The sequence below is a fragment of the Nostoc sp. genome (genome assembly GCF_036917615.1).
Classification (GTDB): Bacteria; Cyanobacteriota; Cyanobacteriia; order Cyanobacteriales; family Nostocaceae; genus Nostoc.
Map to the genome: position 1 here is coordinate 127,625 of NZ_JBALCZ010000069.1, position 26,199 is coordinate 153,823.

Here is a 26,199-nt window from a genome sequence, read left to right on the forward strand (position 1 = left end):
CAGAAATTCAACGCCTGACTAAAAGCGTCTCTAATTTGAGCGTAGACGAAATATGGAACTACGACTGTATGTCAACCATATTAAATTTCTTAATTTATCGTAGTTCGCTGAAGGTCAATGACGGCTCCAGCGTAAATAAGTCACATAGATAATAGCTACCACCTGCATTGGCATGATCACAATCAGACTTTTTAAGAAATAGTTGGTTTCCAAATGAGACATAACACTGAAATACCCTATGCCCAACAAGAAGAACATTACCCAGTTAAGCTGTTTAGGTTTGAGAATAGCGTGTGTTATCTTCTGCCGCAAGCTCGACCTGCCTTCTTGCACTAGAACCAGGCCTGCTTATTTACAAAATAGGTATTTACAAATTCTTCCGGGGACTTATTCAAGTAGATCATGCCTTCAATTAAACCTACAAGTTGCATAATTAACAAGGCAATGCCGTAGGTGAAAGAACCCCCAACTACAGAAATCACCAACATGATAAAGCCTTCCGAAGTGTATCCTAGAATAAACTTATGAACCCCAAATCCTCCAAGGATAATGCCACAGTAACCAGCTAGAAGTTGTTTGGTAGGGTGAGTGGGGTTGAGATTTGCCATATGAGTGTTGCTCCTTGATAAGTGAAGTATAAAAATAAAATCTTTATTGTAATGAAAGCGAGTAAATGTATTTGCCTAATAAATTTTTAATTTTTCCAGTATAAGTAAGCCCCAAGACGAATAACCAAAATCAGCGTGCTTCTATGCCAGAGGGGACGCTAAGATGTTTTGTGGCATAGCCGGAAAATCTGGCGCTCCTTAATGACTTTTGGTGGATTTGATGATCGCAAATCCTGGTGCGGCAGTTTTGCAGATTTTTAGGTATAGCGTTTCCTAAGCAACTGAGGTACACCCAAATCTTGTTTAACAAGGTTAGTAGCCTTGAAAACGTACCTCACCAGATCGGAAACTGCTATAAGACATTTATCTTGAGAAAAATGAACCTCAATAATCAGCAAAAACTGCTGTGATATACCACTTTTTACAAGTCCATCAGTATTAGTTCCGGAGTTTTTTACGTAGGCGTAGCCCGTCGTAGACATCGCTTCCAACGGACGTGAAACGCCATCGCACCAATCACCAGACCAGTTGCTAGTGAGAATGTAGAAGCGCAAGAGGCATCTTCCATATCTTTCCAACCCGTTTTTAGTTGCCGATCCCTACTTCCATAAGTGCAAAACGGAATTTTAATCCAATTCATTACACCTAAAAATGGTTCAAGAAGACAATTAACATCTCAAAAATGGCTAAAATCACCCGGATGAGAATAAATGCTTAACTAGATAATTTGTTGTCTATGTTAAGAGCATTCTTTGATTTGCTTTTGCGATTATCTTAATTGGGTTTTCAGCTAGTATTTATGCTTGCAACCAATTAATACTAGTAAATTGTTCTTACCTATGGAGATAAAAACAGATATTTTCGTTTTAAACAACAGTAATTATCAAGTATTAATTACTACCTAATACGAACAGACTTAATAATGTACCACTATTCCAGAGGCTGTGGAGGAGCATAGGAGCAAGGAGGTTGCGCGATCGCGTGTAAACGACCCCCAACACAATCCCCAATGCGGTCAGCGGCAGAATTTCTGACAAGCTGAGGTGAGCGATCGCAAACAACAAACTACTGACAAGAATTGCTCCCCACACGGGTAAGTAACGAGTCAGAGATGGTAACAAAAAACCGCGAAACAGAATTTCTTCAAAAAATGGAGCGGCGATCGCCGCTGTGGAGAAAAATATGCCAAGTGCTACACTATCTTGGCTTTCTAGCGCTAATTGCAACAGGGGATTACTACCACCCTGTCCTTGCCATAGCTGTTGATTAATCAAAGATACTATCACAACTATAGGTAAAGCCGCGCAATAGCCTCCCAGTCCCCACAAAAACCAATTATCTTGAAAACGGAAGCGAAACCAAAATTCAGGTAGTGGAAAAAAGCGCTTTAGAGAGAAATACAGCACTAACAGCGCACCCGATGCTACCAATAGGTAACTAACCAAAACAGAAAACGCCTGAAGTCGTACATCAACAATGGGACGCGGGATGGGTAACACCGATATCACCAAGGGCACAAAAATTTGCCCCATGAAGAAAAAGCCTACAACAAAAACCTGCAAAATCGTTTCACCATCCCAAGGCGTTGACCAAGGGACATCAGCATTTTGAGCTAATAAGGAGGCTTTTCCTTTCAACAAGCGTTGAGCAAATAATAAAATCAGCAGTATTAGACCAATTAAAGCTGCCAAGGTGGGAATAGTGCCAATAACCGCTAATTTGATCACCGCTTGAGCAGCAGATTCTTGTTGTGCAGCTTTAACTGCTGATAAAGCGTCTTGTCGTTCCTGGAGTTGGTATAGCTTAACCAAAGCAGTAGAGCGAAACCAACCTTCTAAATTTTTTTGAATTGGTTGTTGAGCATTTGGGAGGAGACGGGGAGGATTGCTCCATAGTCCACTCAATACAGCAGTAGTTTGTCCAAATTCTGAATTGATACCTGAGCGTTGTTGTAATTCGCTCCAAGTCTTGAGAGCTGTATCCGTCTGTCCTTGCTGTGCTTCTAAAATTCCCACCCGCAGGTCTAATTCAGCCAGTAATTTTTGTAATTGCTTAAAAGACTGCTGTAACTGTTGCTGCTGTCCTTGTCGAGAGGTTTTAGTAGTCGGAGGAACGTCCGGTAGAGGTTTCGGAGGTATGGGAGTTATTTCAGGTTGAGAGCGTAATTGTGCAAGTTTATTGTTAACTGTGTCCAAATTAGCTTGAACTGATTGACGCGCCTCTTGATACTGCTTTGTAGCACTTTCCAGGGGTTGCTCACCAAGTATCGCTTCCCGAATTGTCTGGAGATTGTCATCGTTGCTATCTTCTGATTGCCAAGCTTGGGCTTGTAGAGCAATATTGGTTTGGTACAGTTCCAGGCGACTTTGGAACTGAGGTTCTTGCCAACTACCGAATAAAGACGAAACTGCCAACAGAACTGCTATCGGCGTTAGCACAAAAATTAAAACTAACCGCTTGAGTGTCATCTATCCCCCTTTGACTAACCAGTGGGGAGCGCGTCCCCCTTGGGAATTATCGCAAGAAAAAGTCAGAGGTGGATAGATATCATCAATATTATGAGTTTGCGATGAATGTGCGTCACCGAACAGCCCGTCGTAGACATCGCACCCAGCATGTTACAGCATATTGCAACTTTTCTACGAGAGGCTACGCCAAGGTGAAGTACAGATAATCGTAGGGGCACAACATGTTGTGCCCCTACCCGTGTACTTCATTTACCTGAAATATGCTGTAAATTACAACCCATTGCACTGCTTACCCTCCGCCGAGGATCTGCCCGATTCTGACGATGAACCTGTGGATAATCAACTACAACATTTGATTCCTGGCTTGCTAGAAGCCATCTTACCTTGGCTGTGGGTAAACCGAATGGATTGGTTTTTTGGCGTTGATGTGGGTATTTATTACGATCTCGAACTACCGCCGATTGTGCCCAATGGGTTTTTAAATTTAAGAGTCGAGCGAGTTTTTGGTCATAACTTGCGTTTAAGTTATCGGGGTAAGCGCATCTCAGTTGGAGTTAACTAGTATAAATCAGACTCATAAATCAAAACCTTTAAGTCTTGATTAGGGAAGTTCTTATAAAAACCTTGAACTAGGGATTTTGCTAATGGTCGCACTTCCTTAGAAGGAATTTGATGGTAAATCACAACACCTAAGTTGTTGTGAACATGGAGAATATATAATAGAGTTTGATTATCTAATTTTTTTTAATTCTGAAAATTGTAGAGACGTGATTAATTACGTCTCTACAAAATTTCTACCAATCAAGCGATATTCTATTTTCTATTCCTTGCTCAGGGAATCTGAAAAGAGTTTAGCTTAATTATGGAACAACTCATATTTTTTTTGCAAAGATGGGATACACCCCATTTATATCCCTCGATTTTATGCAAAAAAAAGTATAAATTCTTAGTCAATTTTTTTCTTTACGTTATCTTTGACGTCTTCAATACCGTGACGTACTTCGCTTTCAGCTTGCTTTGCTTTACCTTCAGCTTTATCTTCTGGATCTCCAGTAACATTTCCTAATGCTTCTTGGGCTTTACCTTCAACATTTTTAGCAGCGGCTTTTGCGCGATCTTCTATGCTCATTTTGGTACTCCTTATTTTATGGTAAGTTAATTTCAAAGCTGTAAACTAACTTTGAAATCTTCTTGTTATTACCTTTACACAATAGCTTAAGGTTTTTGCTAAAGCCTTCCACCACAAGGCATATTAAACAATTCAAAATTCAAAATTCAAAATTCAAAATTCAAAATGGAGAAAAGTAATTAGAGTAAGCATCCTGGGTGTTGTTTGAATATCAATTAAAGACCATAACGGTTTAATTACCTATGCTAAAAGACATAGAAAAAGTGCAAATATCGTAATTTCTACTTTTAACTGTTTAACTAAAAAAACCCAGATCCATACAGAAACTGGGTTAATAAAGTTATGGGGATATTTTTTGTCTAATCTAGAAAACCCATTAGGTTTTCAGAATTGTCCATCTCATTTGATGCTATCGGACGGTTCCCGAATGTGGAATAGCTTTCAGCAATTACCAATGAACTTGAGCCAATTGGACGAATACCAGAAATATTAAGACTTTCAACAACTTGGAATTTATTAGAACCAATTGGACGAATACCCATTTCATTATAGGTTTCAATTACTTCCAAGCCACTGGTGCTAACGGGACGCACCCCAGCAATTGAGAGATTTTCAGCAACTTCTAAGTCACTAGGGCCTATGGGACGAACTCCAGCAAGGGCAAGTGTCCCAGAAGCACCCGACACTGGCTGTTCAGTAACATGCTCGAGTTTATCTCCATTCAAGCTATGGTCTTGTTGATTTTCAACTTCCTCTGTAGTTTCCGCTAGAGATTTGGCATATTTTTGCCGAGAACCCGTTGTTTTGCCAGTGTTGCTAATAGTCATAAACTAACACCTCTGATTTGTTAATTGAATTTTACAATAATTAAGGAAAGATGAAATTTTTTCCCATATATCTTAGAGTTTAACCTTAAAAAACCTCATATAGATATAAATATTTTTCAAACTGATACATAAGTAAATAAATAGTATTAATTTTTGTAAAAAATTAATACTATTTATTTTGGTCTGATAACCCCGCTACAATGGATACAGGGTGAAATCGTCACCATGAGTGAGATTGGGTATTTTCAGCAAAACTGTATGACAGAATTTTGTCTTCAAGCTCCCTTTAGTCCCACAGGCGATCAACCACAAGCGATCGCCCAACTTACCGCTAGTATCCAATCTGGTAATCGTTACCAAACTTTACTAGGAGCCACTGGAACTGGCAAGACATTTTCGGTAGCGGCAGTTATTGAGAAAATTGGCAAGCCTACTTTAGTTCTGGCACATAACAAAACCCTTGCTGCACAGCTTTGTAACGAGTTGCGGGATTTCTTCCCCAACAATGCAGTCGAGTACTTTGTCAGCTACTACGATTACTATCAACCAGAAGCGTATATTCCTGTTACCGATACTTATATTGAAAAAACGGCGGCAATTAATGATGAAATAGATATGTTGCGGCATTCAGCGACGCGATCGCTTTTTGAACGCCGTGATGTAATTGTCGTTGCTTCCATCAGTTGCATTTACGGTTTGGGAATGCCAGCAGAATATCTGAAAGCTGCCATCCCCCTTCAGATAGGTATGGAAGTAAATCAACGCCAAATTTTACGGGATTTGGCAAATGTTCAATATAGCCGCAACGACATAGAAATGGGTCGGGGAAAATTTCGCGTCCGAGGCGATGTCTTAGAAATAGGCCCAGCATACGAAGACCGAATTATTCGTGTCGAATTCTTTGGTGATCAAATTGACGCGATTCGCTATATCGATCCGGTGACAGGGGAAATTCTCAAGAGTTTGTCAGCAGTAAATGTCTACCCCGCACGTCACTTTGTCACCCCAGAAGAACGCTTAGAAGTAGCTTGTGATGACATCGCCGCAGAATTAAAACAGCAAAAAGCAGACTTAGAACAAGCTGGGAAATTATTAGAAGCGCAACGCATAGATCAACGCACACGCTATGACCTAGAAATGCTGCGCGAAGTAGGTTATTGCAACGGTGTCGAGAACTATTCCCGTCACCTAGCAGGAAGGCAAGCTGGAGAAGCACCAGAATGTTTAATTGATTATTTTCCCAAAGATTGGCTACTAGTTATAGATGAATCTCACGTTACTGTGCCCCAAATTCGCGGCATGTATAATGGTGACCAAGCTAGAAAAAAAGTTTTAATTGAACATGGATTTCGTCTTCCTAGTGCTGCTGATAACCGTCCTTTGAAAGCAGAAGAATTTTGGCAAAAGATGAATCAGTGTATTTTTGTTTCAGCAACCCCAGGAAATTGGGAATTAGAAGTTTCTGAAAACCATATAGTTGAACAAGTGATTCGACCAACTGGGGTGATTGATCCAGAAATTTCTGTACGTCCCACAGAAGGACAAATTGATGATTTGTTGGGAGAAATCAAAGATAGAGTTGACCTCCATGAACGAGTGTTAATTACCACATTAACTAAGCGGATGGCGGAAGATTTAACCGAGTATCTGCAAGATCATAGTATTCGGGTACGGTATTTACATTCCGAGATTAATTCAATTGAGCGAATTGAGATTTTGCAGAACTTGCGCGAAGGGACATTTGATGTATTAGTTGGAGTTAACTTGCTGCGGGAAGGTTTGGATTTACCCGAAGTTTCCTTAGTAGCAATCATGGATGCTGATAAAGAAGGTTTCTTGCGAGCCGAACGTTCCTTAATTCAAACTATTGGTAGAGCCGCGCGTCACATCCGGGGACAAGCGATTATGTATGCTGATAATTTGACAGACAGCATGATTAAAGCCATTGATGAGACAGACAGGCGGCGTGGGATTCAAACTGCACATAATCGATTACATGGAATTACACCGCAACCGATTGTGAAAAAATCGAGTAACGCGATTTTGTCTTTTTTAGATGTATCTCGGCGGTTGAATGCAACTGACTTGAAAGTCGTAGATGAACATATAGATGAACTGCCATTAGAACAGATTCCACAATTGATTACCGTGTTGGAAGCGCAGATGAAAGAGGCAGCAAAGAAACTGGAATTTGAAGAGGCGGCAAAATTGCGCGATCGCATTAAACATCTGCGGGATAAAATGTTGGGACATTAATGTGAATCTTATACTCACGAATCAGCAATTACCCGCGCAGAAAGGTTATAGCTTGGGTGACAAAGCGCTCAACTTGCCACCAAGAAGCGATAATGGATAAGATGCCATTTACGTTTTAAGAGTGTGGTAGCCATGACTGAGTTACTTGAGCGTGCCGCAGCTACGCCCGTCGTAGACATCGCCCAACTAAAAACTCTACCTGTTGCCGAACAGGATGCGTAGGCGTAGCCCGCCGCAGGCATCGCTGCTCGTCTCCTTGCCGAGATAGAGGATGAGCAAAGATGGAAGGCTCAGTTTGAATTTACAACAGATGCTCAATGGGATCGGCTAGCTGATATGGTACGGCAAGAAATTGCTGCTGGCGATATCACTCCTCTAGCTGACGTTTTTCCCTATGAGCAATGAAGTCAAGTGTTACGAAGGTATTTCGCAACAAACTTGATGAACTTCCTGCATCAGTTCAAGAACAAGCGGCCATTGCCTATGCCCTTTGGCGTTCAGATCCTTACCACAATAGTCTTCAGTTCAAACGAGTTAGCCAGCGCCAACCAATCTATTCGGCTCGTGTTAGTTTAGACTACCGCCTTCTTGGCTTGTTGGAGGACGATCACATTTACTGGTTCTGGATTGGCGCACATGCAGAGTATGATGAACTGCTTCAGAAATTGTAGCGCCAGCAGCCTAACCGTTAGCTTCTCCATGCGCTGCAGCTACGCCCGTCGTAGACATCGCCAGTAAAGCATCTACGGGATAAAATACTTGCTTAGAATAGTGCAGTTTGAAACCGAAGCCAACCGACAATTTAATAAATGATCGACGAGGATGCATAGACGCACCGATAAATATATAGTTTGAGGTTGAAATGCACAGTGGAAGGCAGATTTAGGAGGCTTACTTGCTAAGATCGAGAACAGTCATACACATTTTTTGTTATCAATATGAGACAGGTAATCGTGTATCGAGATGAAGATGGCTACTGGATTGTAGAGTGTCCCAGCCTAAAAGGTTGTCTTAGCCAGGGTAAGACTAAACAGGAAGCGCTTTCCAATATCAAAGAGGCGATCTCAGGTTACATCGCCGCGTTGGAGGAGGATGGCTTGCCTGTTCCAGAAGATAACTTTGAAACGTTTCTGGTACTCGTGTGAGCAAACTACCGAGCATTTCAGGAAGAGATTGCACCAAAGCCTTAGAAAAGGTGGGTTTTTACGAAAAGCGTAGGCAAAGTAGCCATATTATTCTACGACGAGATGAACCGTTTGCTCAAGTTGTTGTCCCAGATCATCAGGAATTAGCTAAGGGTACGTTGCGGGCAATAATTCGGGATGCTGATTTAAGCGTAGAGGAATTTATTGCATTGCTATAGGGCTGCACTGGCTGAGGCGATCGCATTAAGCAACTGCGAGATAAAATGCTAGGACGTTAATCTGAATCTTATACTCACGAATCAGCAATTACCCGCGCAGAAAGGTTATCGCTTGGGTGACAAAGCGCTCAACTTGCCACTAAGAAGCGATAATCGATAAGATGCCATTTACGTTTTAAGACTTCTGCCTTCTGCCCTCTGCCTTCCCCCAACCTAGATCACCAAAAGTTGCCAAGACCCTTAATCCTGGTTCAGTTGCACATAATCCTGGTTGAAGTGTAATTATAGTTGCAAATAATCCTGGTTTGAAAATGTATTGATTGCAGATTTGAGTGATTAGTATTGCAGGTCGTTACACATAGAAGGCATACATCACAGTATGTTGGGGCAATCCGACGAAGTTTGCCTCAACATGTTCAATCTCTCGGTTGTGGTTGACTTAACACACGGTTTCTAGAAAATGTTGATGGTACCACTAAAAAACGAGAATGTGCTGAAAATAGAGGAAACTGTGGCAATCTGAGTGTCTTCAACGAACAGTGCGCCTGTTCTGTAGTTGGTCGTAACCGCATCGAGAGAGTCTATATCTATTCCGAAACCTTCGGCGGAAATCCAAATCTCATCATTATCAGTTACGTTATTGAAGTCAGTGATGGTATCAATTCCTTCATCTGGGGAATTAAAGTAAAATCTATCGGCACCGTCTCCGCCTGTAAGTATGTCCTTGCCCAAGCCTCCAACTAGGGTGTCATCACCGTCTCCGCCTGTAAGTATGTCGCTGCCCAAGCCTCCAACTAGGATGTCATCACTGGCATTACCTTGTAACACGTCATTGCCATCATTGCCAATCAGGCTATCATTGCCAGCGCCACCGAAAAGGCTGTCAGCACCCGTCCCACCTTCTAAGGTGTCATTACGGGTGCCGCCAGTCAGCACGTCGTTGCCATCATTGCCAATCAGCCTATCATTGCCAGCGCCACCCAAAAGGCTGTCATTACCAGTAGCACCATTTAAGATATCGTCACCAAAGCTGCCATTCAGGGTGTCATTACCAGACGGGCTATTAGCATTGCCACCCCTAGCCCATCCATATAATGTGTCATTTCCCGAAGTTCCATTTCTTGTGTCAGAACCTGTGGTGCCGTAGATAGTTGCCATTTTTGTTTTTTCCTAACTTTCCTAATTGATATTCAGGCAAAAGTCAGCTTATCACATTTGCAGAAATGGATTTATCGAGCAACAGTGATGACAGGGTTGTTTGGCGATTAGCTCAGGAAAATCAGATGATTTTGCTTACAGCTAATCGCAGCATGAAAGGGAAAGATTCGCTCGAACAAGTCATACGGTAATTACGATTGGCAATGCCGATCGACTGCTAAACGACTCTGAATATCGAGGTAAGTGTGTTGAAAGTCTGATTGAAATTGTGCTTGATATTGATAGTTATCGAGGTGCAAGGCGAATCTTCATCCCGTAATGTGGTTAACTATTCGTTCATTGCGATCGCATTAATCATCTGCGGGATAAAATGTTGGGACATTAACGTGAATCTTATGCTGACCAATATTCGCCTAATTAGTGTTCAAGAATATCACCGAATGGCGGAAATGGGGATTTTTCATCCTGAAGAACGCTTAGAATTAATCGTGGGACAAATCTTCAGGATGTCAGCAAAAGGAACTGTTCACGAATCAGCAATTACCTGCACAGAAAGGTTATTACGTCAACGTTTGGGTGACAAAGTTTTATGAAAAATCCAGTCACCAGTGCAACTTGACGATTACTCAGAACCAGAACCAGATATTTCAGTGGTGAAGCTGAATCCATTAGATTATGATGACCACCATCCCGATGCTTCGGAAGTGTTTTTATTGATTGAAATAGCAGATTCCAGTCTCAAATACGATCGAGAAGTAAAAGCAATCGCCTACGCTAAGTCAGGTATTATTGAGTACTGGATTTTAGATGTTAATGGACGTAAGTTGTATATGTATCGTCTTCCCAGTCCAGACGGCTATCACAGCGAGAGCATACTTGCAGAGGATGTGACAATTTCACCTTTAGCCTTCCCTGAATGTGCGATCGCAATTCGAGAATTATTGCGAAAAATCTAGGAGGCGATCGCCAGAAAGCATCTACGAGATAAAATGCTAGAGCATTAGTGCTTGGTCAGGGTAGCAATTCGGTGGATGTAGAAATAGCGATGTCTACAACGGGCGTAGCTGCGGCTCATTTCTACCGACAAGTGCAGTTTGAAACCAAAGCCATCAAAAATTGAATAGATGATTGATGAGGATGTTATTCGGATAAATTTAAGATAGCCCCGATATTTATACGGAAATTTTCCAGTTAATAACCCATATAAGGTAGTTATACGAAACATTTTTGCGTAATGCTCTGATTGAGGATTTTATATGGAAAAGGTCTGTATAAATACCCTATACGCCATCGTTATCTTGATATGAAAAGTTTCAGTATAATGGTAGTTTGCAAAAATCCGATCAGTAGTGTGGTGAACGACAAAAGGCTGTCTAGGATCATAGAATAGAGTCTTTTGTTACTATGAGTTGCATAGCACATGGCATCCCAACGAGAAGCTGTTATTTTTGTTCATGGTTTTTATCTTGGCAGAGATAGAAATCACTTTATTGATTGTTTATCCGTTGGTCTTACAGAGGTTTTAGAGTTCCCCAGAATTAAAGAAATAGGAGAGGAAAAGATAACAGGACACATTGGAAAGAAATTCAAGTTAGATTTAGGTAAAAATAGCTCTAAGGAAATTGATATTTATGATGCTTATTGGAATGACTTATTTAGTAAACAGCTAAGTGGTAGCAACTTGAAAACTCAAGTGTTTCGCGGGATATATATCTTGTTCTATTGGTTCTTTACAAAGAACCTACTTGCACTGAGAAACTCTCCTCCTCTACTAATAGGTTTAGGAACGTCCTTAGTATTGTGGATTTTTTGGTTTTATGGAATTGTTGGACTTGCATTTGTAGCACTAGGACAAGAGCCAAACTTTTTAGGATTTCCCATTCCGGAAGATTGGTCAAAGCCAATCAGTTCTTTCGGAAAGCAGATGACTAATTGGTCAGCCTGGCTAGTTGTAAGTGGCATCTTCAGCTTTGTGCCAATCAACCTAATTGCTGATATTGCAGATTTTTCAACACGATATTTGGAAGAGAACTCTGAAGGGAAAATCTTGAAGGCAAAGATCCGAAAGCAGGTTGCAGATAAATTGAATGCTGTTCTAGAGACAGGGCTTTACGATAGAGTGACTATTCTAGCCCATAGTTTCGGCGTTGTTATCGCAACTGATTTACTCGCGGATTATCAAGAAGACCATAGAGTTAGATATATATCTATGGGAGGTTGTCTAAAATTGCTATCATGTAAATCTAGACAACTAGAGAAGGAAATTAGCAAATGTCTTGACAACGAAAAGATAGAAGCTTGGATTGATTTTTATTCAGATCAAGATTGGCTGTGTACAAAAACACCTATTCTCAAAAAGTCTAATCCTGAGAGAATACAGCAGAAAGAAACTCGAACGACCTTCTCTCTGTGGAAGCAGCTTACTGGTGAATCTCATGATCACTATTTTACGAATGAAGAAGTTCTGAAAGCAGTTCTGAATCTGCAAAATTAAATATGTGGTTCAGTATTTTAGAGACCAAAGTTACCTTTTTGGAGTTGTTGCCAACCTTTTTGTTTGTCAAATATTTAGGATTAATGAATAAATACCTTCGCAACAGGTGCAAACGCCTCCTCTAAAAAATCAGTAAATTTGGACAGACTAAAAACAAGCTTTTGATTAGATAAACAACCTTTGTACTAAAATTGAGATGTTAGCCTTTGTTGGAGGGTTGATCTATGTGTTTAGAAGAACTCAAAGAAGAAGTCTACAATATCTCTGTGAGCGATCGCCTAAGCCAGTGACACATCTGAAAAGCACATATATATCACTTCTAACAAGCATAAACGCCTACAATAGCGATTCTAAGACAGTGTGCGTAGGCGTAGCCCGTCGTAGACATCGCCCAATCCATGAGCGGAATTGACCGAGACATCACTCCAGATCCCCGACCAAGCCTCCTTGATCGCCATTTGCCCAATACCCTCTACTTCAAGTTTATATTTCTTCATATACATTTAATTTTTCTCGCCGACTTACTTATCTAGAGGGAATTACTGAAGATTTCCAGAAAAGGAAATAATCTACATTATGTCACTCAGTCGTAGCGACCTCGAAGCCGGAAATGAACAGACAAGACTATTAGAAGCATCACACTCTGGAATCAAGCTAACTACCCTGAGCGAAGATGAGTTACAGCGATCGCTCGATAATACACTACAACAGCAACCACCAAATTCTGATATCTGGATATTTGCCTACGGTTCGCTGATTTGGAATCCCCTAATCACATACGTCGAGCGCCGTGCTGGGATCATTTATGGTTGGCATCGGTGCTTCTGTACATGGATGATCCTTGGTCGGGGGACTCCAGAGAATCCCGGATTACTTTTAGGACTTGATCGGGGCGGTAGTTGTCATGGTATTATTTATCGAATTGCTGCTGCCGATGTACCATCCGAATTACTGCTGATTTGGCGACGGGAGATGATAGCTGGTGTCTACGTTGCTCGTTGGGTAAGGGTGTTTGATGGTACGCAGGAATTCCAAGCGATCGCCTTCGTTGCCAATCGCCAACATCCCAGGTACGCTGATCAGATACCATTAACAACCACTGTTAATAGTATTGCCACCGCATCTGGAAAATTGGGTTCTTGCGCTGATTATCTGATGAGAACTGTCGATGGATTAATCGCAGAAGGCATTAAAGATAGAAAATTGCTCTTGTTACGCAAACAAGTGCTGGCAAAACAACAAGCCCTTTTAGTTAATAGCGATCGCTCTACTTTACCGACTATTTACGGGCAACAGCCATGATGTGAGCGCTCATCCCCAATATAGAGGGTTCGGTTTCTAACCAACGAATCGCTTTTAAAAGGCGATCGCCAAAGTTCAGCACCTGACATAATCAGCATCTTAGTTAAGCCCAAGTCAAAAAGTTGTCACACAGTCCCAACTGCTGGCTCGTCTGGGACTGATCAAACAACAGCCGAATTGGGATAAGGCAATTGATACAGCGATCGCCAAAACTATTGCCTCTTGAGTAGCTTTGGTAGCGAGTCGTGCAGAAATAACTTACCTTCATAGATCATAGCTTACAGCCGTATTCACAACTGAGAGGGGAGTGGCACTGATACCGCGCACAAAAATATCTATACAGGTTTCGATATAGTCCTCACAGCTATAGCTGCCTTGATTGTATTTTACACTGCGGCATAGCATTCCAGCTAACAGCATTCCTGTAAACATATCGACTGCTGGAAATGGATCAAGGTCTGCTCTGACGATGCCTCGTCTCTGACTCGATTGCAGGTAAGCTACCAGTTTTTCTTTTAAGGGCTTGGCAGCTTCTTGAATCACTTGTTTGGCTGCCTCAGGATGACGTTTAGCTTCTCCAATGAAGGTACGAATTAAGTCTTCCTGTGCCTCGAGCATAGTATTGTAAAGATGGGCATAATGTTTTAAATCAATTTTTAGATCCTGCGTCCACGCTTCCGGGTGTGCAAGGGCTTCTGTCTGGAGTGCAAAGGCATTTTTGATTACGGCTCCCAGAAGTTGTTCTTTGCTAGCAAAGTGGCGATATAAAGTCACCTCATTCACACCAGCAACACGAGCTATTTCACGGGTAGTTGCTCCTTGAACACCTAAACTGGCAAATATCTGCGAGGCGGCTTCTATCAAACGTGTACGGGTGAGAGTTGATGAACGGATGGTTTTATTCATTTATGCTGGCAAGTACTTACTTAGATCATAGGTTATGTGGAAAAAGTGGTCACAACTTGGGGAAAAATAATCTTCATACCAGTATTTTTAAAGTTATTAAAAATCTTTCCACTATCAAATTTATTTATGTGTAGTAACTAATGTTTTACTCATTTTAGTAACTGGGACAACCACCCCACTGCTTAAATAATGAGGTACTCTTTGGATAGCAGTAAATCCCAGTTGTAAATAAAACCCTTCAGCATAAAGACTAGCAGTTGTAATTACCTTATCTATATCTTGCTCAGTTGCTTCATCGCAAAAATGTTGAACTAAAGCACGCCCGATCCCTTTACCTTGATATTTAGGATGAACATACAGCCCGATGAGTTCATCAACAATAAAACTAGCAAAACCGATAACAACATCTCCCTCGATCGCAACCCATAAAGTTTCCACTTTCATACTCTTCAAGATATTTGAACCATCAGGTTTGTTGCGGTAATTACGCCAAGCTAAAAGTTCTTTTTTTGTGTAGAAAGTTGCAGGCAAAGCTTTGATAGCAGCAATATGAATTGCACTCAGCACCCACGCATCTGTTTCTTGTGCAGGTCGAAGAGATATTTCCTTAGCGCTCATAAATTTAGGGCTAGCATTCAGATTACATCAGGACTTACGCAAAAAAGCAGTGAAAGCCTTGATTTACCGTAGGGGTAATTCATGTAGACGCATACTCCCACGGAGAAGCAAGCTACGCAAAGCGTCTGTCTGCGACACGCTGCGCGAACGTAGAGAAGCGGCTTAAGGCAGGGTATTGCCCCGACATTTCGTACTTGATGCGTAAGTCCTATACATACCTGTTTGACTTTTTGGTATGTTATAAGAAATTTTAGTTGCCGCAGCTACGCCCGTCGTAGACATCGCAAGACATCAACTAGACAAATTCTCAACTGCCTTACTGGTATTAGCAGTTTGCAATTGAGTTACAACTCGCTGGACAATCTGCCGTCTGATTTCCTGAACATTTTGACTCGCCGCTGTAACGTGAGCAAGTACAGCTACAGGGGCAGTTTGGGGAGAACCACTCTTAAAGGGTGGTTGGGGATTATATTCGATCCCTAGTTGAATTGCTTGAGCTATCGCTTCCCCAAATAACTCAGCTGCTAGAGCCAGCCCAAAATCAATGCCAGCTGTCACACCGCCGCCTGTAATTCGATTGCGATCAATCACAACTCTTTCTGAAACTGTCTCAACTCCCAACATCTCAAGCAAATCCAAAGATCGCCAGTGAGTAGTGGCGCGATATCCCTGAAGTAAACCGGCCGCCGCCAGCAGCAGAGAACCAGTACAGACAGCCGTAACGTAGCGGGCTTGTTTCCCTTGGGTTTTGAGAAAATCGAGGAACTTTTGATCTTCCATTTTGGCATTGATGCCTGAGCCTCCTGGTACAAATAACACATCTAAGGCTGGGGCTTGAGCAAAGGTTGTGTCCGGAAGAAAGGTAAGGCCGCGATCGCTTTGAATTGGTTCGAGTGTTTCTGCCAGCAGATATAATTGCACGTTTGGCAATTTGGCAAAAACTTCGTAAGGCCCTGTGAAATCTAACTGCGTCACATTTGGGAACAAAATTATCCCAATGGATAGAGAAGAAACAAGTTCTTTTACAGTCACTATTTATATCCTCATTCAAAATACTCAAGATGCCGATGCTTAAGATAGTTTAGGCTAAATTCTAATGTATCTAGTTATACTATTTCACAAAAATCTTGAGCCAATTGCTCACCCAAGCTCAATAGTAGAACTCTCGAAACATAAACACCCATAGACCTATCGACAAAACGTATAATAAATTTTAAAATACGGTAAATCTATCGGTAAAGTGTACATTATGGATAAAGCAATAAAATAACCAACTTCAAAAGACAAAATTTGAAGTAATTAAGCAATATCGTTTGATATTTAGCTAATTTTGCTGTGTTTACTTGAATATATTCTCAAAGTTTGCTTATCAGAGTATTTACCAAGCTGGAAGACATTAGAAAGTCAAAAGGAGTGAATGTGATCAACGCCATACAGATTAACGAAAACCTGACAACCACAGGACAAGTCATACCAAAACAGCTTGAGCAAGCTATCCAAGAAGGTTTTAAGTCCGTTCTAAATCTGCGATCGCCTGATGAACTAGGATTTTCCCAGGATGAGCAAAAAGTAGCGGAAGCATTGGGGCTGCATTATACGAATGTTCCACTCAAGGTGGATTTAAAAAATTTGAATGAAGAGGCGATTACCAAAATCCTCAGAACACTCCAAGAAATTCCTAAACCAGCAGTTGTGCATTGTGCAGCCGGAATGCGATCGACTGGAATTGCGCTATTGAGTATCGCTATCCAGGAAGGATTAACACCAGAGGAAACCTTAGCAAGAGCTAAGAATTTGGGTTTTGGATTCTTTGAACACGCAGGCGTTAGTCCCAGGCTGAAGCAATTATTTGTAGACTACGTTAACAAACACGCGAAAGTAGCTGTGCCTACTCGCAAAAACAGCTGTACTCATCTAACAGTAAGGTAAGCTAAAAATCTTTTAATTTGTATCCTCCAAAAAATAAATCTCTTGTGGGGTGGGCCGAAAAGCCCGCCCTAGTTGTGCAAATTAAAGCAAGGGCAGCTTCGTAAGTTGTTTACCTGCGCTTCATACCCCATTTTTCTACTGTTCTAATCTCAATCAGAAGATGTAATCGAGAGCTAAACCCAAAGCAGCAATCACAACTAATCCGGCAAACCGATCGCGTGTTTACAGAAAATAGCGACTGTTATTGATGTGCCATCTTAAACCAGCGTTCCCCGTTTGGTTTCAACAAATATCCAGGTGATTGAAGGCGGGGTAGTTCACTGTCTTTAACTACCAGTAGGCTGGAGAAACTTGGTTTTTATGACAAGTTTGAGGAGAAGCGAACATCTCAATATATATAAAATATAAGCGATCAATCAAAAGATGTGACTAATGCATAGGTAATGCTTAATTCCAAACTCTCTGCTCTATCTTCTTCCTAACCTTTCGCTCTTTTGTTAAGAAAGATATAAACAATGCAAAGGTATTGAATAGAGGTAGTATTTTATTTCCTTAGTTGAGGCTAACTTAATTTTCGGACGGGTCTATTACAAGGATCGCAAACGCGGATCAGCCACTCCTGTGGTTTGGGTACAGACACACTTCAAGGGATTACTCCCGAAGAACGTTTACTGGGGGCTTTTAGGTCCATGTGTCTTTTCCCTTGTGTTGCTCCTTATGACCTTACTGCTGAAGTTATCCTGTATCGACGACCCCTAAGCAGGAAAAAGGAGGCAAAAAGATGAGCACGATCACAACGAAAGACGGCACGCAAATCTATTACAAGGACTGGGGCACAGGACAACCCGTCGTCTTCAGTCATGGTTGGCCGCTCAATGCTGATACCTGGGACGAGCAGCTAATCTTCTTGGCAGACAACAGCTATCGCGCGATCGCCCATGACCGTCGCGGCCATGGACGGTCAAGCCAGCCCTGGAGCGGCAATGAAATGGATACCTACGCAGACGACCTGGCGACGCTGATTGAAACACTGGATCTAAACGATATAGTTCTGGTGGGTCACTCGACGGGTGGCGGCGAAGTCACCCGCTATATCGGTCGCCACGGCACGAAGCGCGTTGCTAAAGTCGTACTAGTCGGCGCAGTGCCACCGCTGATGCTGAAGACCGAAGCTAATCCCGGCGGACTGCCAATCGAAGCCTTTGACAACATCCGCGCGGGTGTTGCTAACGATCGTTCCCAGTTTTACAAAGACCTCAGTGAGTCATTCTACGGTGGCAACAGAGCGGGTGCTAAACTCTCCCAAGGTCTGCGGGAGCAGTTCTGGCTCCAGAGTATGCAGGTCGGTCTTAAAGGCGCGTTCGACTGCATCAAAGCTTTCTCGGAAACGGACTTCACCGAAGACCTCAAAAAGTTTGACGTGCCGACGCTGATCATTCACGGCGACGACGACCAAATTGTGCCGTTCAATGACTCAGCTCCTCTCTCCTCGAAGATTGTCAAAGACTCGACTCTGAAGGTCTATCCGGGCGCACCTCACGGACTGGCAAGCACGCATCGGGATCAATTTAACAGCGACCTACTGACATTCCTCAAGACCTGAGATCGGAATAGCACGCTCGTAAAGCTCTAAGCTGTGACGGATAAAGATTCCAAGCTTTAAATCCCATTGAGCAGTAGGCGGCTCGGTCAGGCGATGTCTACGACGAGCTACGCCTACGCTTTTTGAGGCAGTGGCATTCATCTTGGCTAAAGAAGATATATAAATTCTGATTAGTCGTAATGGTAACTGGGAATATCCATGAGCAAACCAAACTTTGATGCTATGAGTAAGGCAGAATTACGCGCCTACGTCATTGCACACCAAGATGATCAAGAGGCTTTTTACGCACTTGCGGATTGTTTGACGGCAAAACCTCCCTCTGCAACTTATCCCGCATCCATGACAAGAGAAGAAATCCACAAGGCAGTATTAGACATTATTCAACAAAAACAGCGATGTCTACGACGGGCTGCGCCTACGCTAGACTCCGAAAAAACAGCTTAATACCACACTCACCTCATAAATTGTTAACACCCTTGTTCGCAACCATAACCAAGGTGGTACACTACATCCATGCTAGGGGTGCCTACATAACCAGGCTGAGATCACACCCTTAACACCTGAGTCTGGGTAATACCAGCGGAGGGAAGCTGTTTATTGAGGAATATACAATATGCGGACAGAATGGGTTGCTAAACGACGTGGGCAAAGTAATGTATCTCAAATGCACTACGCCCGCCAAGGTGTTATCACCGAAGAAATGCACTATGTCGCCCAACGGGAAAATCTCCCCGCTGATCTCATTCGTGAGGAAGTGGCGCGGGGGCGAATGATTATCCCGGCTAATATTAATCACACTAACTTAGAGCCGATGGCTATTGGCATCGCCTCCAAATGTAAGGTAAATGCTAATATCGGCGCTTCCCCCAACTCTTCTAATCTTCAGGAAGAAGTTGATAAGCTGAATCTGTCGGTGAAGTACGGTGCTGATACCGTGATGGATTTGTCCACAGGCGGCGGTAATTTGGATGAAATTCGCACCGCTATTATCAAGGCTTCGCCTGTTCCCATTGGTACGGTGCCAGTTTACCAAGCGTTAGAAAGTGTCCACGGCACAATCGAGAACCTAACTGCTGATGACTTTCTCCATATCATTGAAAAGCACGCCCAGCAGGGAGTAGATTATCAAACTATCCACGCTGGGATTTTGATTGAGCATTTGCCTTTGGTGAGAAACCGCATCACTGGTATTGTCTCTCGCGGTGGCGGTATTTTGGCGCGGTGGATGCTGCATCACCACAAACAAAACCCGCTTTATACCCACTTCCAAGACATCATCGAAATTTTCAAAAAATACGATGTCTCCTTCAGTTTAGGAGATTCCCTGCGTCCCGGTTGCACCCATGATGCCTCAGATGAAGCACAATTAGCTGAATTAAAAACCCTCGGACAGCTAACTCGCAAAGCCTGGAAAGATGATGTACAGGTGATGGTGGAAGGGCCTGGACACGTGCCAATGGATCAAATTGAGTTCAACGTCCGCAAGCAGATGGAAGAGTGTTCGGAAGCACCTTTCTATGTATTGGGGCCATTGGTGACAGACATTGCTCCTGGTTATGACCACATCACTTCAGCCATTGGAGCAGCGATGGCTGGATGGTACGGTACTGCAATGCTGTGTTATGTAACACCTAAAGAACATTTGGGTCTACCAAATGCCGAAGATGTGCGGAATGGGTTGATTGCCTATAAAATAGCGGCTCATGCGGCTGATATTGCTAGACATCGCCCTGGTGCAAGGGATAGAGACGATGAACTTTCTAAGGCGCGTTACAACTTCGATTGGAACCGTCAGTTTGAATTATCACTCGACCCAGAAAGAGCTAAGGAATATCACGATGAAACTCTGCCAGCAGATATCTATAAAACTGCTGAGTTTTGTTCGATGTGTGGGCCTAAGTTCTGCCCAATGCAAACTAAGGTTGATGCTGATGCGCTGACAGAATTAGAGAAGTTCTTGGCGAAAGAGCCTGTGACTCAAAGCTAACAGATTGTCATATCGATTCCGGTTGAATACTTGTAGCAGTTTTCAGATGGATGAGATATAGGATAGAACACGCAGTAGGGGCGCATAGATGTCCGCCCCTAATGGAGATTGTGGTTTACAGCAGTTTTCATGTATTACCTCGTTAAGAGTCTCTGACTGGGAATGCCTACTTTGAGGCTCCGCCTTCCTTACTCGCGGCAGAGCCGCAATGATCAGCATTTCCAGCCAGAGGCTGGAAACGAGATTTTAAAAGGGTATTGGCTTAAAATCCAATTTCAATGGTCAAACTCCGAATCTTTCCTGTATCTCCCTCAGCTTTATCTGCAACTTGAAGAGTCCAGATTCCTTGAGGACTTTTACCCTTAAAGGCAGCAAGCTTAAGGGTGTTTACCTCGTCATAGGTTGTTTTGATATTATCTGTAACTCCACCTTGGCGATCGTGCAGAATTATCGGAAGTACGCCTATTTGCACTGGGGGAAGGAGAGTAACTACAAGATCCCCAATATAGGTATGCTCAATGTCTACATGAACTTTGATGGATTTGATCAGGCTGCTATTAGCGATCGCCACCGACAATGTTGATATTTGCAAGTCGTTAATTGGGATATCTTGGACTGCCTTGAAAATGCTGATAGGTGATGTTTGAGCTGGCTTGGCCAATTCTAAAGCTTTGAGAGTATTGATTCGACCGTAACCGTAGAAGGGGCTGTGACCATTGGCATCATATTTACCTCCAGCTTGATCAATGCGATCGCACGAGCGTTTAATAATATCTCGCACCTCGTCCCAACGCAGATTTGGGTTTCTGGCAATAATCAGGGCTGCGACACCAGCTGCACCTGGACAAGAACTGGAAGTGCCGCCGAATTCGTTCGTGTAGTTGCCTGCGGCCTCACCCAGATTCCGATTACCCGAATTATAACCAAGTACACCAGAGCGATCGGTTGTCCAAATTCCAGGGGTTTGAGAATTGTCGCCATTGTTGCTGGGAAAGGCGCACCAGACCGCTTGACCAAAGTCACTGTAAGCGCTTCTGATGCCGTAGTCGTTACAAGCTGCCACAGCAATCACCTTTTGGTAGCTGGCATAGCCGTCGTTACCCACACTTTCGTTACCATTGCCAGCCGCGAATAAAATTACACAACCCTTGCCGTTGCGTCCCTTATTAATTGCAAAGTCCATAGCAAGCCGTGTGGAGTCAGGCAGAGGTACTTTCTGATTGTGTGCAGGATCATTTGGCTCATACCAAACACCATCTGCTGGCCCCCAGCTACAAGAAATAACATCAGCACCATTTTGAGCCGCCCAAATAAAAGCATCTGCTTCATCCTGTGACCCCAGTGCCGAAGCTAAACGAATCGGCATCAGCTTTGCACCCGGTGCCACACCAGATGCACCAAAGTTGCCGTTTGCACAAGCGACTCCAGCACAGCCTGTCCCGTGGTTATTGTCGTTTCCCGGTCTGGGATTGTTAGTTTTACGTGTAACATCACGCGGGGCAACAATTTTTCCAGAGGAACGGAACTCTTCATGATCGAGATCCACACCGTCATCGATAATTGCAATAATCGTCCCTGCGCCATCGCTTAACTTCCAAGCTGCCTCAACGTTGGCATGAGCGTTAATTACCTTACCATTAATTGTTGTCTGCTTTAAGTGCCACTGCTGCGGGAAAACCTGACGTTGGCGTGATTCACGCGCTAGTTCAGGATGGCACAGTTCTACTGATTTCTCATTCAGAAGTCTCTCAGCGATGTCAAAGACGGCTATACCAGTATTTGTCGGTGCACTGACAAAGTAAGCATTTCGTGCATATTCAAGTTGGCGTTTAATTGTTAAGCCGTAACGTCCTAATACCTGCTGGCAGACCCTTGACTCTTCTTCGTTGTCGAATTTAACGAAGAGGTTTTCGGTGTAAACTACAGGTTGTTTGGATACTGGATCGACAAGAACACGTCCGGCAAATTGGACTTCAGACTCGTTGTTGAGAATTTCACGGGCGTGATCGCGCAAAGCCACACCTTGAGTCGGAACTTTCGTTCGCAGAATTTCTACACCCGCTTGCCGAAACCGCGTTACTAACTCGAATTGATTGAGAATGCTACGAGCTGTAGGTGACATAGGTGCAACTTCAAACGGTCTTGCACCGACAAGAGTACTGCGGCTTTCGGTACGCACTACAACGTGTTCGTTACTGATAGCAAGTTCATACTGTTGACCGTTTTGTCCACCATAGCGAACCTGAACCATAGTTTAATCTCCTGGGATATTAAATGTCTTGAGAATTGGGCATTGGGCATTGGGCATTGGGCATTGGGCATTGGGCATTGGGATGAGAAAAACTGCATCATATGTTGTGTTCCCGCAGCGTGCGCTTTATGCTTACGTTTAGTTTATAGATGCTTCTTATTTCATGTGTTATACAGCGTTTTTCAGGTAAATGAGGTACACAGGTAGGGGCACAACATTGTTGTGCCCTTACAATAATCTGTACCTCACTAAGTTGCAATCTGCTGTATGTGTATTACGGCATTAAAAAGATATAGCTTAAACAGAATCTAATCTCTCCAAGTATAGTTTTGCGTAAAAGCGTAACGTTTTTAATGCAAGCTGACGCATTAATAATGCAAGCTGACGCATTAATAATGTAAGCCGACACATTCACAATGCAGCCGACGCATTGGCATTGTAGGGTATTGCCAAATTTAATTTGCTACAAATTAATGAAATGCTGTACTAAGTTCATACAAGCCTTCGATTCGTCTTGCTAGAAAAAAGGGATTCAAAGTCAGGTTACTTTAAAAATCTTCACTATCAATAGGGGCGTATAGCTTGCATCCCCATGAAAGATTTGTATTCCATACCACTGAAAAACGCTATAACATCATTAGAACTTAAGAAAGATGTTTTATTTTCCGGCTGAGTATTTTCTACAGGTGTACTCTTTACCCCTGATTGTTGAAGTGAGATTTCAAAAAGACTACTTTTCTGAGTATCCTGAAAAAATTCGCGTTGGCAGCGAGCGCACTGCTGTATTCTACACTCGTAAGCCTGGATACTATGCAGTCCACTATAATCAACCCAACACCGTGGCACCAGGAGCAATTTTACAACTTAACGACGGTGCAATCGCAGTTTTTCCAGGCGAACCCAATCAATTAGAACAGGGGATACTAAGTCCAATTTATATACTAGAACCCAATGATTCGGTAGCAGTACCAACTGGACTAGTTTTCATCCGCTTTGCTGAAGGCGTTGATGTGGAGTCCCAGCGCCAGGTAATTAATCAAGCGGGTTATGAAGTAGCCCAAAGTCTTGCCTATGCGCCTCACGCCGCTTGGTTGCGTGCCCAATCAGGTAATATTGCTGATGCGATCGCCGGGATTCCTCAGTTAGAAGCGATACCTAAAGTTGAGAATATCGAACCTCAGATGCTTATGGAAAGAGGTTTGAGACTAGGGCGTTGATTTAGTTGCATATTTACTATCTTGAGTGTTAGATATGGCTCAAAAGCCCAAAAGTAGTATAGTACATATGTATGCATGATGCGTAAGTCCTAGTTATGATCAAAAGATGTTTAACCACAGCAATAACTCCCAAGCTCACCAAGCTAGTGTTCTCTACAGACATGGCGACGTTCTGATCAGACGTATTGCTAGCTTACCTGTCGGTGTTCAGAGGCGTGTAGGTGCAACTCTGGCTCATGGTGAAATCACAGGACACAGCCATCGCATTCAGCAATTCAATGCTGTTCAGTTGTGGGTGCATGGTAGTGACCTTTTTCTTGAGGTGAAAGAACCAAGTGCCACTTTAGTTCATGAGGAACATCGGGCGATTGAATTACCCCAAGGGCTTTACCGCGTCTGGAGACAACGTGAATATCGCCCTGATGCTTACGTAGAGGTGATGGACTAATGCTGAAGATGATGTCGAAGGGACGTGTGCCGAATAAACCAGTTAAGCAGCGCCCAAACGAAAGCCACGAGCCTGTATCGGCTGAACATGCTCGAAAACTGATCCTTGAGCATCGCGCCTGGGATGGTATGCGTGTTTTGGGTCATCTAAATTTAAGCGGTGCGTTGGCTCTTTACAATCTACCTGAAAATCTCACCTGTGAAAGTATTGATATCAGCGACTGTGTAAACCTCACTACCCTTCCCCAAGGACTTCACATCACTTATTGGATCGAGTTGGCCGGAAGTGGGATTACCAGTCTATCTGCGGGGCATGGTTTTGTCTTGCACTGGCGAGGCGTGCAGGCGAACGATCGCATTGCCTTTGAATCCCAGTCGATAACGGGGCAGGATATCCTCAATATAGAGAATGTTGAGTTGCGCCGCGTGCAGATTGAACGTCTGGGATACGAGACATTTTTGCAGCAAGTGGGAGGGTTGATTCGCGATCGCGATCGAGACGCTGGTGGAGAACGTCAACTAGTCTACATTCCTTTTGAGGATGACGAGCCGCTGATGGTTTTGAAAGTTACCTGTCCATCCACAGGACATATTCATATCTTGCGTGTTCCTCCGAACATGCAAAGTTGCCATCAAGCAGCCGCCTGGATTGCAGGCTTTAATAACCCAGATGATTATAACCCTGCGATCGAGGCGTAATCTCAATTTGGGATTTTGCGAAAAGTTATAGAAGCGTACCTATTCTCTTGACCAATCTTCTGTTGGCAATTCTCTGATTTGCCCAAAATCTGACTGATTACGGGTAACAAGAGTCGCATGATTGGTCAAGGAGATTGCAGCTATTTTTAGATCCATATTCCCCAGACGAGGATAGGCTTTTCGTAAGCGTTGATGTTCCAAAGCTCCTGTCCGGTTGAAAGGGATAATCACGATAAAGCGGTAGTCTGTTGCAAGTTGTTGTAGCCCTTGATAAGCAAAAACTCGTTCATCTAACGTTTTTGATCTAGATAGGAGGTCGAGCCGACCTCTAACTTGCTCTTCATAGGTAATCACGGTGACTGCAAGTTCAACTTCTTCAATGGCTGCCAGCCTTGTCAGAATCCGCTTCCCATCCCGTCCATTGCGCTGGATGAGGCTGAGATGGTCGGTATCAAGAATGTACATTGTGAAATGTCTACAATCTACTTAAGTAGGTGGACGCTAAAAAAGACAACTAGATTAAGAAATGTAAATTGCTTAAAAGCTTATATCTAAAGCGTTTTTGGCACTTTACATAATTTTACACATTTCGGTTTAATTATGCCTACCTACTTAGCAGATTTTCGCCATTCTTGTCCTAGACGAACAGCTTCATCAAAAGTGGGATCATCTTCAAAAGTACCTACAATTTTCAACCACCAGGGTTCTTTTTTCTGAAGGGACTCTGCTAGCATTTGCTTCATCTGCGCCAGTTCTCTCTCCAATGTTGAGATTCGTGCTTCGAGTTGTTGAGAACGTTCTTCAAGTTGCTGAGGAGTCATGGAAGCCTCTGGTTGATAAAGGGGCTAGAGGTATTATATAACGACGATTAGTAACACCTGGTCTTTTGGGCTTCGTGGAATTTTACTCTGAGTCAATAGTGGTCTGTCAAACTAGT

The 26,199-nt window shown here is 43.0% G+C and carries 26 protein-coding genes, 2 pseudogenes and 1 riboswitch; of the genes and pseudogenes, 15 read left to right on the plus strand and 13 right to left on the minus strand.

The genetic code is table 11. The annotated features are described in order from the left end of the window. Nucleotides 1–332: 332 nt before the first annotated feature. The 3 genes from V7K85_RS25345 to V7K85_RS25355 all read right to left on the minus strand — a co-directional run bounded on the left by V7K85_RS25345 (nucleotide 333) and on the right by V7K85_RS25355 (nucleotide 3,076). A complete protein-coding gene (locus V7K85_RS25345; RefSeq protein WP_334817704.1) occupies nucleotides 333–608 on the minus strand; it encodes a TM2 domain-containing protein in 276 nt (91 codons plus the stop codon). Between the two features lie 257 nt (nucleotides 609–865). Then, nucleotides 866–1,162 carry a hypothetical protein gene (locus V7K85_RS25350; protein WP_334817706.1) on the minus strand — a complete coding sequence of 99 codons (297 nt, stop codon included), beginning with the start codon at nucleotides 1,160–1,162 and terminating at the stop codon, nucleotides 866–868. Between the two features lie 336 nt (nucleotides 1,163–1,498). Beyond that, nucleotides 1,499–3,076: a type II CAAX endopeptidase family protein gene (locus V7K85_RS25355; protein WP_334817708.1), complete on the minus strand. Its 1,578-nt coding sequence runs from the start codon at nucleotides 3,074–3,076 to the stop codon at nucleotides 1,499–1,501. Between the two features lie 253 nt (nucleotides 3,077–3,329). Between V7K85_RS25355 and V7K85_RS25360 the strand changes: the two are divergent. Beyond that, nucleotides 3,330–3,605: pseudogene (locus V7K85_RS25360) on the plus strand (hypothetical protein); the annotation flags it as partial. 417 nt (nucleotides 3,606–4,022) lie between these two features. Here V7K85_RS25360 and V7K85_RS25365 read toward each other — a convergent pair. Further along, nucleotides 4,023–4,205: a CsbD family protein gene (locus V7K85_RS25365; RefSeq protein WP_334817710.1), complete on the minus strand. Its 183-nt coding sequence runs from the start codon at nucleotides 4,203–4,205 to the stop codon at nucleotides 4,023–4,025. A gap of 359 nt (nucleotides 4,206–4,564) precedes the next feature. Further along, complete coding sequence (locus V7K85_RS25370) at nucleotides 4,565–5,032, minus strand: hypothetical protein (RefSeq protein ID WP_334817711.1); 468 nt, start codon at nucleotides 5,030–5,032, stop codon at nucleotides 4,565–4,567. A gap of 258 nt (nucleotides 5,033–5,290) precedes the next feature. Here V7K85_RS25370 and uvrB point away from each other — a divergent pair, with 258 nt between their 5' ends. From uvrB to V7K85_RS25390, 4 genes are all read left to right on the plus strand, one after another. Continuing rightward, the gene (gene uvrB, locus V7K85_RS25375) at nucleotides 5,291–7,288 is read left to right on the plus strand and encodes an excinuclease ABC subunit UvrB (protein WP_334817713.1); all 1,998 of its coding nucleotides are present in this window, start codon (nucleotides 5,291–5,293) and stop codon (nucleotides 7,286–7,288) included. A gap of 401 nt (nucleotides 7,289–7,689) precedes the next feature. After that, nucleotides 7,690–7,959 (plus strand): ParE family toxin-like protein, encoded by a 270-nt coding sequence (locus V7K85_RS25380; protein ID WP_334817715.1) that lies wholly within the window; start codon nucleotides 7,690–7,692, stop codon nucleotides 7,957–7,959. A 267-nt stretch (nucleotides 7,960–8,226) separates the two neighbouring features. Continuing rightward, nucleotides 8,227–8,433 (plus strand): type II toxin-antitoxin system HicB family antitoxin, encoded by a 207-nt coding sequence (locus V7K85_RS25385; protein WP_300413054.1) that lies wholly within the window; start codon nucleotides 8,227–8,229, stop codon nucleotides 8,431–8,433. Next, nucleotides 8,430–8,651, plus strand: a complete 222-nt coding sequence (locus V7K85_RS25390; RefSeq protein WP_334759173.1) for a type II toxin-antitoxin system HicA family toxin — start codon at nucleotides 8,430–8,432, stop codon at nucleotides 8,649–8,651. Before V7K85_RS25385 ends, V7K85_RS25390 begins: the two co-directional genes overlap by 4 nt. Before the next feature lie 453 nt (nucleotides 8,652–9,104). Here V7K85_RS25390 and V7K85_RS25395 read toward each other — a convergent pair whose 3' ends face one another. Continuing rightward, entirely contained in the window at nucleotides 9,105–9,809 is a 705-nt protein-coding gene (locus V7K85_RS25395) for a calcium-binding protein (protein ID WP_334817717.1), read from the minus strand. A gap of 395 nt (nucleotides 9,810–10,204) precedes the next feature. Between V7K85_RS25395 and V7K85_RS25405 the strand changes: the two are divergent. Together V7K85_RS25405 and V7K85_RS25410 are read left to right on the plus strand one after the other, a co-directional pair. Then, a pseudogene (locus V7K85_RS25405) lies at nucleotides 10,205–10,765 on the plus strand (Uma2 family endonuclease). 464 nt (nucleotides 10,766–11,229) lie between these two features. Further along, nucleotides 11,230–12,303 carry a hypothetical protein gene (locus V7K85_RS25410; protein ID WP_334817719.1) on the plus strand — a complete coding sequence of 358 codons (1,074 nt, stop codon included), beginning with the start codon at nucleotides 11,230–11,232 and terminating at the stop codon, nucleotides 12,301–12,303. Between the two features lie 350 nt (nucleotides 12,304–12,653). Here V7K85_RS25410 and V7K85_RS25415 read toward each other — a convergent pair whose 3' ends face one another. Then, nucleotides 12,654–12,800, minus strand: a complete 147-nt coding sequence (locus V7K85_RS25415) for a hypothetical protein (protein ID WP_334817721.1) — start codon at nucleotides 12,798–12,800, stop codon at nucleotides 12,654–12,656. 79 nt (nucleotides 12,801–12,879) lie between these two features. Between V7K85_RS25415 and V7K85_RS25420 the strand changes: the two genes are divergently transcribed. After that, nucleotides 12,880–13,605: a gamma-glutamylcyclotransferase gene (locus V7K85_RS25420; protein WP_334817723.1), complete on the plus strand. Its 726-nt coding sequence runs from the start codon at nucleotides 12,880–12,882 to the stop codon at nucleotides 13,603–13,605. 264 nt (nucleotides 13,606–13,869) lie between these two features. On the opposite strand, the gene V7K85_RS25425 is transcribed toward V7K85_RS25420, so the two are convergent. The 3 genes from V7K85_RS25425 to V7K85_RS25435 form a co-directional block, all read right to left on the minus strand. Beyond that, on the minus strand, nucleotides 13,870–14,511 hold the full coding sequence (locus V7K85_RS25425; protein ID WP_334817724.1) for a TetR/AcrR family transcriptional regulator: 642 nt from the start codon (nucleotides 14,509–14,511) through the stop codon (nucleotides 13,870–13,872). Between the two features lie 120 nt (nucleotides 14,512–14,631). Further along, on the minus strand, nucleotides 14,632–15,129 hold the full coding sequence (locus V7K85_RS25430; RefSeq protein ID WP_334817726.1) for a GNAT family N-acetyltransferase: 498 nt from the start codon (nucleotides 15,127–15,129) through the stop codon (nucleotides 14,632–14,634). 291 nt (nucleotides 15,130–15,420) lie between these two features. Beyond that, on the minus strand, nucleotides 15,421–16,161 hold the full coding sequence (locus tag V7K85_RS25435; RefSeq protein WP_334817728.1) for a DJ-1/PfpI family protein: 741 nt from the start codon (nucleotides 16,159–16,161) through the stop codon (nucleotides 15,421–15,423). A 387-nt stretch (nucleotides 16,162–16,548) separates the two neighbouring features. Between V7K85_RS25435 and V7K85_RS25440 the strand changes: the two genes are divergently transcribed. The 4 genes from V7K85_RS25440 (at nucleotide 16,549) to thiC (ending at nucleotide 20,648) form a co-directional block, all read left to right on the plus strand. Continuing rightward, entirely contained in the window at nucleotides 16,549–17,058 is a 510-nt protein-coding gene (locus V7K85_RS25440; protein ID WP_334817846.1) for a protein tyrosine phosphatase family protein, read from the plus strand. 781 nt (nucleotides 17,059–17,839) lie between these two features. After that, nucleotides 17,840–18,661 carry an alpha/beta fold hydrolase gene (locus V7K85_RS25445; RefSeq protein WP_334817730.1) on the plus strand — a complete coding sequence of 274 codons (822 nt, stop codon included), beginning with the start codon at nucleotides 17,840–17,842 and terminating at the stop codon, nucleotides 18,659–18,661. A 198-nt stretch (nucleotides 18,662–18,859) separates the two neighbouring features. Further along, a complete protein-coding gene (locus tag V7K85_RS25450) occupies nucleotides 18,860–19,105 on the plus strand; it encodes a DUF6887 family protein (protein ID WP_334817732.1) in 246 nt (81 codons plus the stop codon). A gap of 64 nt (nucleotides 19,106–19,169) precedes the next feature. Further along, a riboswitch (TPP riboswitch) is annotated at nucleotides 19,170–19,266 on the plus strand. 8 nt (nucleotides 19,267–19,274) lie between these two features. Then, a complete protein-coding gene (gene thiC / locus V7K85_RS25455) occupies nucleotides 19,275–20,648 on the plus strand; it encodes a phosphomethylpyrimidine synthase (protein ID WP_334817734.1) in 1,374 nt (457 codons plus the stop codon). A 262-nt stretch (nucleotides 20,649–20,910) separates the two neighbouring features. Here the strand turns inward: thiC and V7K85_RS25460 are convergent, their stop codons facing one another. Next, the gene (locus tag V7K85_RS25460) at nucleotides 20,911–22,899 is read right to left on the minus strand and encodes a S8 family serine peptidase (RefSeq protein ID WP_334817736.1); all 1,989 of its coding nucleotides are present in this window, start codon (nucleotides 22,897–22,899) and stop codon (nucleotides 20,911–20,913) included. Nucleotides 22,900–23,552: 653 nt separating this feature from the next. Between V7K85_RS25460 and V7K85_RS25465 the strand changes: the two genes are divergently transcribed. The 3 genes from V7K85_RS25465 to V7K85_RS25475 all read left to right on the plus strand — a co-directional run bounded on the left by V7K85_RS25465 (nucleotide 23,553) and on the right by V7K85_RS25475 (nucleotide 25,262). Continuing rightward, the gene (locus V7K85_RS25465) at nucleotides 23,553–24,116 is read left to right on the plus strand and encodes a hypothetical protein (protein ID WP_334817738.1); all 564 of its coding nucleotides are present in this window, start codon (nucleotides 23,553–23,555) and stop codon (nucleotides 24,114–24,116) included. Nucleotides 24,117–24,222: 106 nt separating this feature from the next. Then, complete coding sequence (locus tag V7K85_RS25470; protein ID WP_334817740.1) at nucleotides 24,223–24,564, plus strand: hypothetical protein; 342 nt, start codon at nucleotides 24,223–24,225, stop codon at nucleotides 24,562–24,564. After that, on the plus strand, nucleotides 24,564–25,262 hold the full coding sequence (locus V7K85_RS25475; RefSeq protein WP_334817742.1) for a DUF6745 domain-containing protein: 699 nt from the start codon (nucleotides 24,564–24,566) through the stop codon (nucleotides 25,260–25,262). The genes V7K85_RS25470 and V7K85_RS25475 overlap by 1 nt, the downstream gene beginning before the upstream one ends. Before the next feature lie 39 nt (nucleotides 25,263–25,301). On the opposite strand, the gene V7K85_RS25480 is transcribed toward V7K85_RS25475, so the two are convergent. Further along, a complete protein-coding gene (locus V7K85_RS25480; RefSeq protein WP_334817744.1) occupies nucleotides 25,302–25,727 on the minus strand; it encodes a type II toxin-antitoxin system VapC family toxin in 426 nt (141 codons plus the stop codon). Between the two features lie 143 nt (nucleotides 25,728–25,870). Further along, a complete protein-coding gene (locus V7K85_RS25485) occupies nucleotides 25,871–26,083 on the minus strand; it encodes a hypothetical protein (RefSeq protein WP_334817746.1) in 213 nt (70 codons plus the stop codon). Nucleotides 26,084–26,199 lie beyond the last annotated feature (116 nt).

Coding starts and splice junctions, on each gene's coding strand:
- V7K85_RS25345 (WP_334817704.1), bottom strand. CDS start 608: ATGGCAAATCTCAACCCCACTCACCCTACCAAACAACTTCTAGCTGGT.
- V7K85_RS25355 (WP_334817708.1), bottom strand. CDS start 3,076: ATGACACTCAAGCGGTTAGTTTTAATTTTTGTGCTAACGCCGATAGCA.
- V7K85_RS25365 (WP_334817710.1), bottom strand. CDS start 4,205: ATGAGCATAGAAGATCGCGCAAAAGCCGCTGCTAAAAATGTTGAAGGT.
- V7K85_RS25370 (WP_334817711.1), bottom strand. CDS start 5,032: ATGACTATTAGCAACACTGGCAAAACAACGGGTTCTCGGCAAAAATAT.
- uvrB (WP_334817713.1), top strand. CDS start 5,291: ATGACAGAATTTTGTCTTCAAGCTCCCTTTAGTCCCACAGGCGATCAA.
- V7K85_RS25380 (WP_334817715.1), top strand. CDS start 7,690: ATGAAGTCAAGTGTTACGAAGGTATTTCGCAACAAACTTGATGAACTT.
- V7K85_RS25385 (WP_300413054.1), top strand. CDS start 8,227: ATGAGACAGGTAATCGTGTATCGAGATGAAGATGGCTACTGGATTGTA.
- V7K85_RS25395 (WP_334817717.1), bottom strand. CDS start 9,809: ATGGCAACTATCTACGGCACCACAGGTTCTGACACAAGAAATGGAACT.
- V7K85_RS25410 (WP_334817719.1), top strand. CDS start 11,230: ATGGCATCCCAACGAGAAGCTGTTATTTTTGTTCATGGTTTTTATCTT.
- V7K85_RS25415 (WP_334817721.1), bottom strand. CDS start 12,800: ATGAAGAAATATAAACTTGAAGTAGAGGGTATTGGGCAAATGGCGATC.
- V7K85_RS25420 (WP_334817723.1), top strand. CDS start 12,880: ATGTCACTCAGTCGTAGCGACCTCGAAGCCGGAAATGAACAGACAAGA.
- V7K85_RS25425 (WP_334817724.1), bottom strand. CDS start 14,511: ATGAATAAAACCATCCGTTCATCAACTCTCACCCGTACACGTTTGATA.
- V7K85_RS25430 (WP_334817726.1), bottom strand. CDS start 15,129: ATGAGCGCTAAGGAAATATCTCTTCGACCTGCACAAGAAACAGATGCG.
- V7K85_RS25445 (WP_334817730.1), top strand. CDS start 17,840: ATGAGCACGATCACAACGAAAGACGGCACGCAAATCTATTACAAGGAC.
- V7K85_RS25450 (WP_334817732.1), top strand. CDS start 18,860: ATGAGCAAACCAAACTTTGATGCTATGAGTAAGGCAGAATTACGCGCC.
- thiC (WP_334817734.1), top strand. CDS start 19,275: ATGCGGACAGAATGGGTTGCTAAACGACGTGGGCAAAGTAATGTATCT.
- V7K85_RS25460 (WP_334817736.1), bottom strand. CDS start 22,899: ATGGTTCAGGTTCGCTATGGTGGACAAAACGGTCAACAGTATGAACTT.
- V7K85_RS25465 (WP_334817738.1), top strand. CDS start 23,553: ATGTTTTATTTTCCGGCTGAGTATTTTCTACAGGTGTACTCTTTACCC.
- V7K85_RS25470 (WP_334817740.1), top strand. CDS start 24,223: ATGTTTAACCACAGCAATAACTCCCAAGCTCACCAAGCTAGTGTTCTC.
- V7K85_RS25475 (WP_334817742.1), top strand. CDS start 24,564: ATGCTGAAGATGATGTCGAAGGGACGTGTGCCGAATAAACCAGTTAAG.
- V7K85_RS25480 (WP_334817744.1), bottom strand. CDS start 25,727: ATGTACATTCTTGATACCGACCATCTCAGCCTCATCCAGCGCAATGGA.
- V7K85_RS25485 (WP_334817746.1), bottom strand. CDS start 26,083: ATGACTCCTCAGCAACTTGAAGAACGTTCTCAACAACTCGAAGCACGA.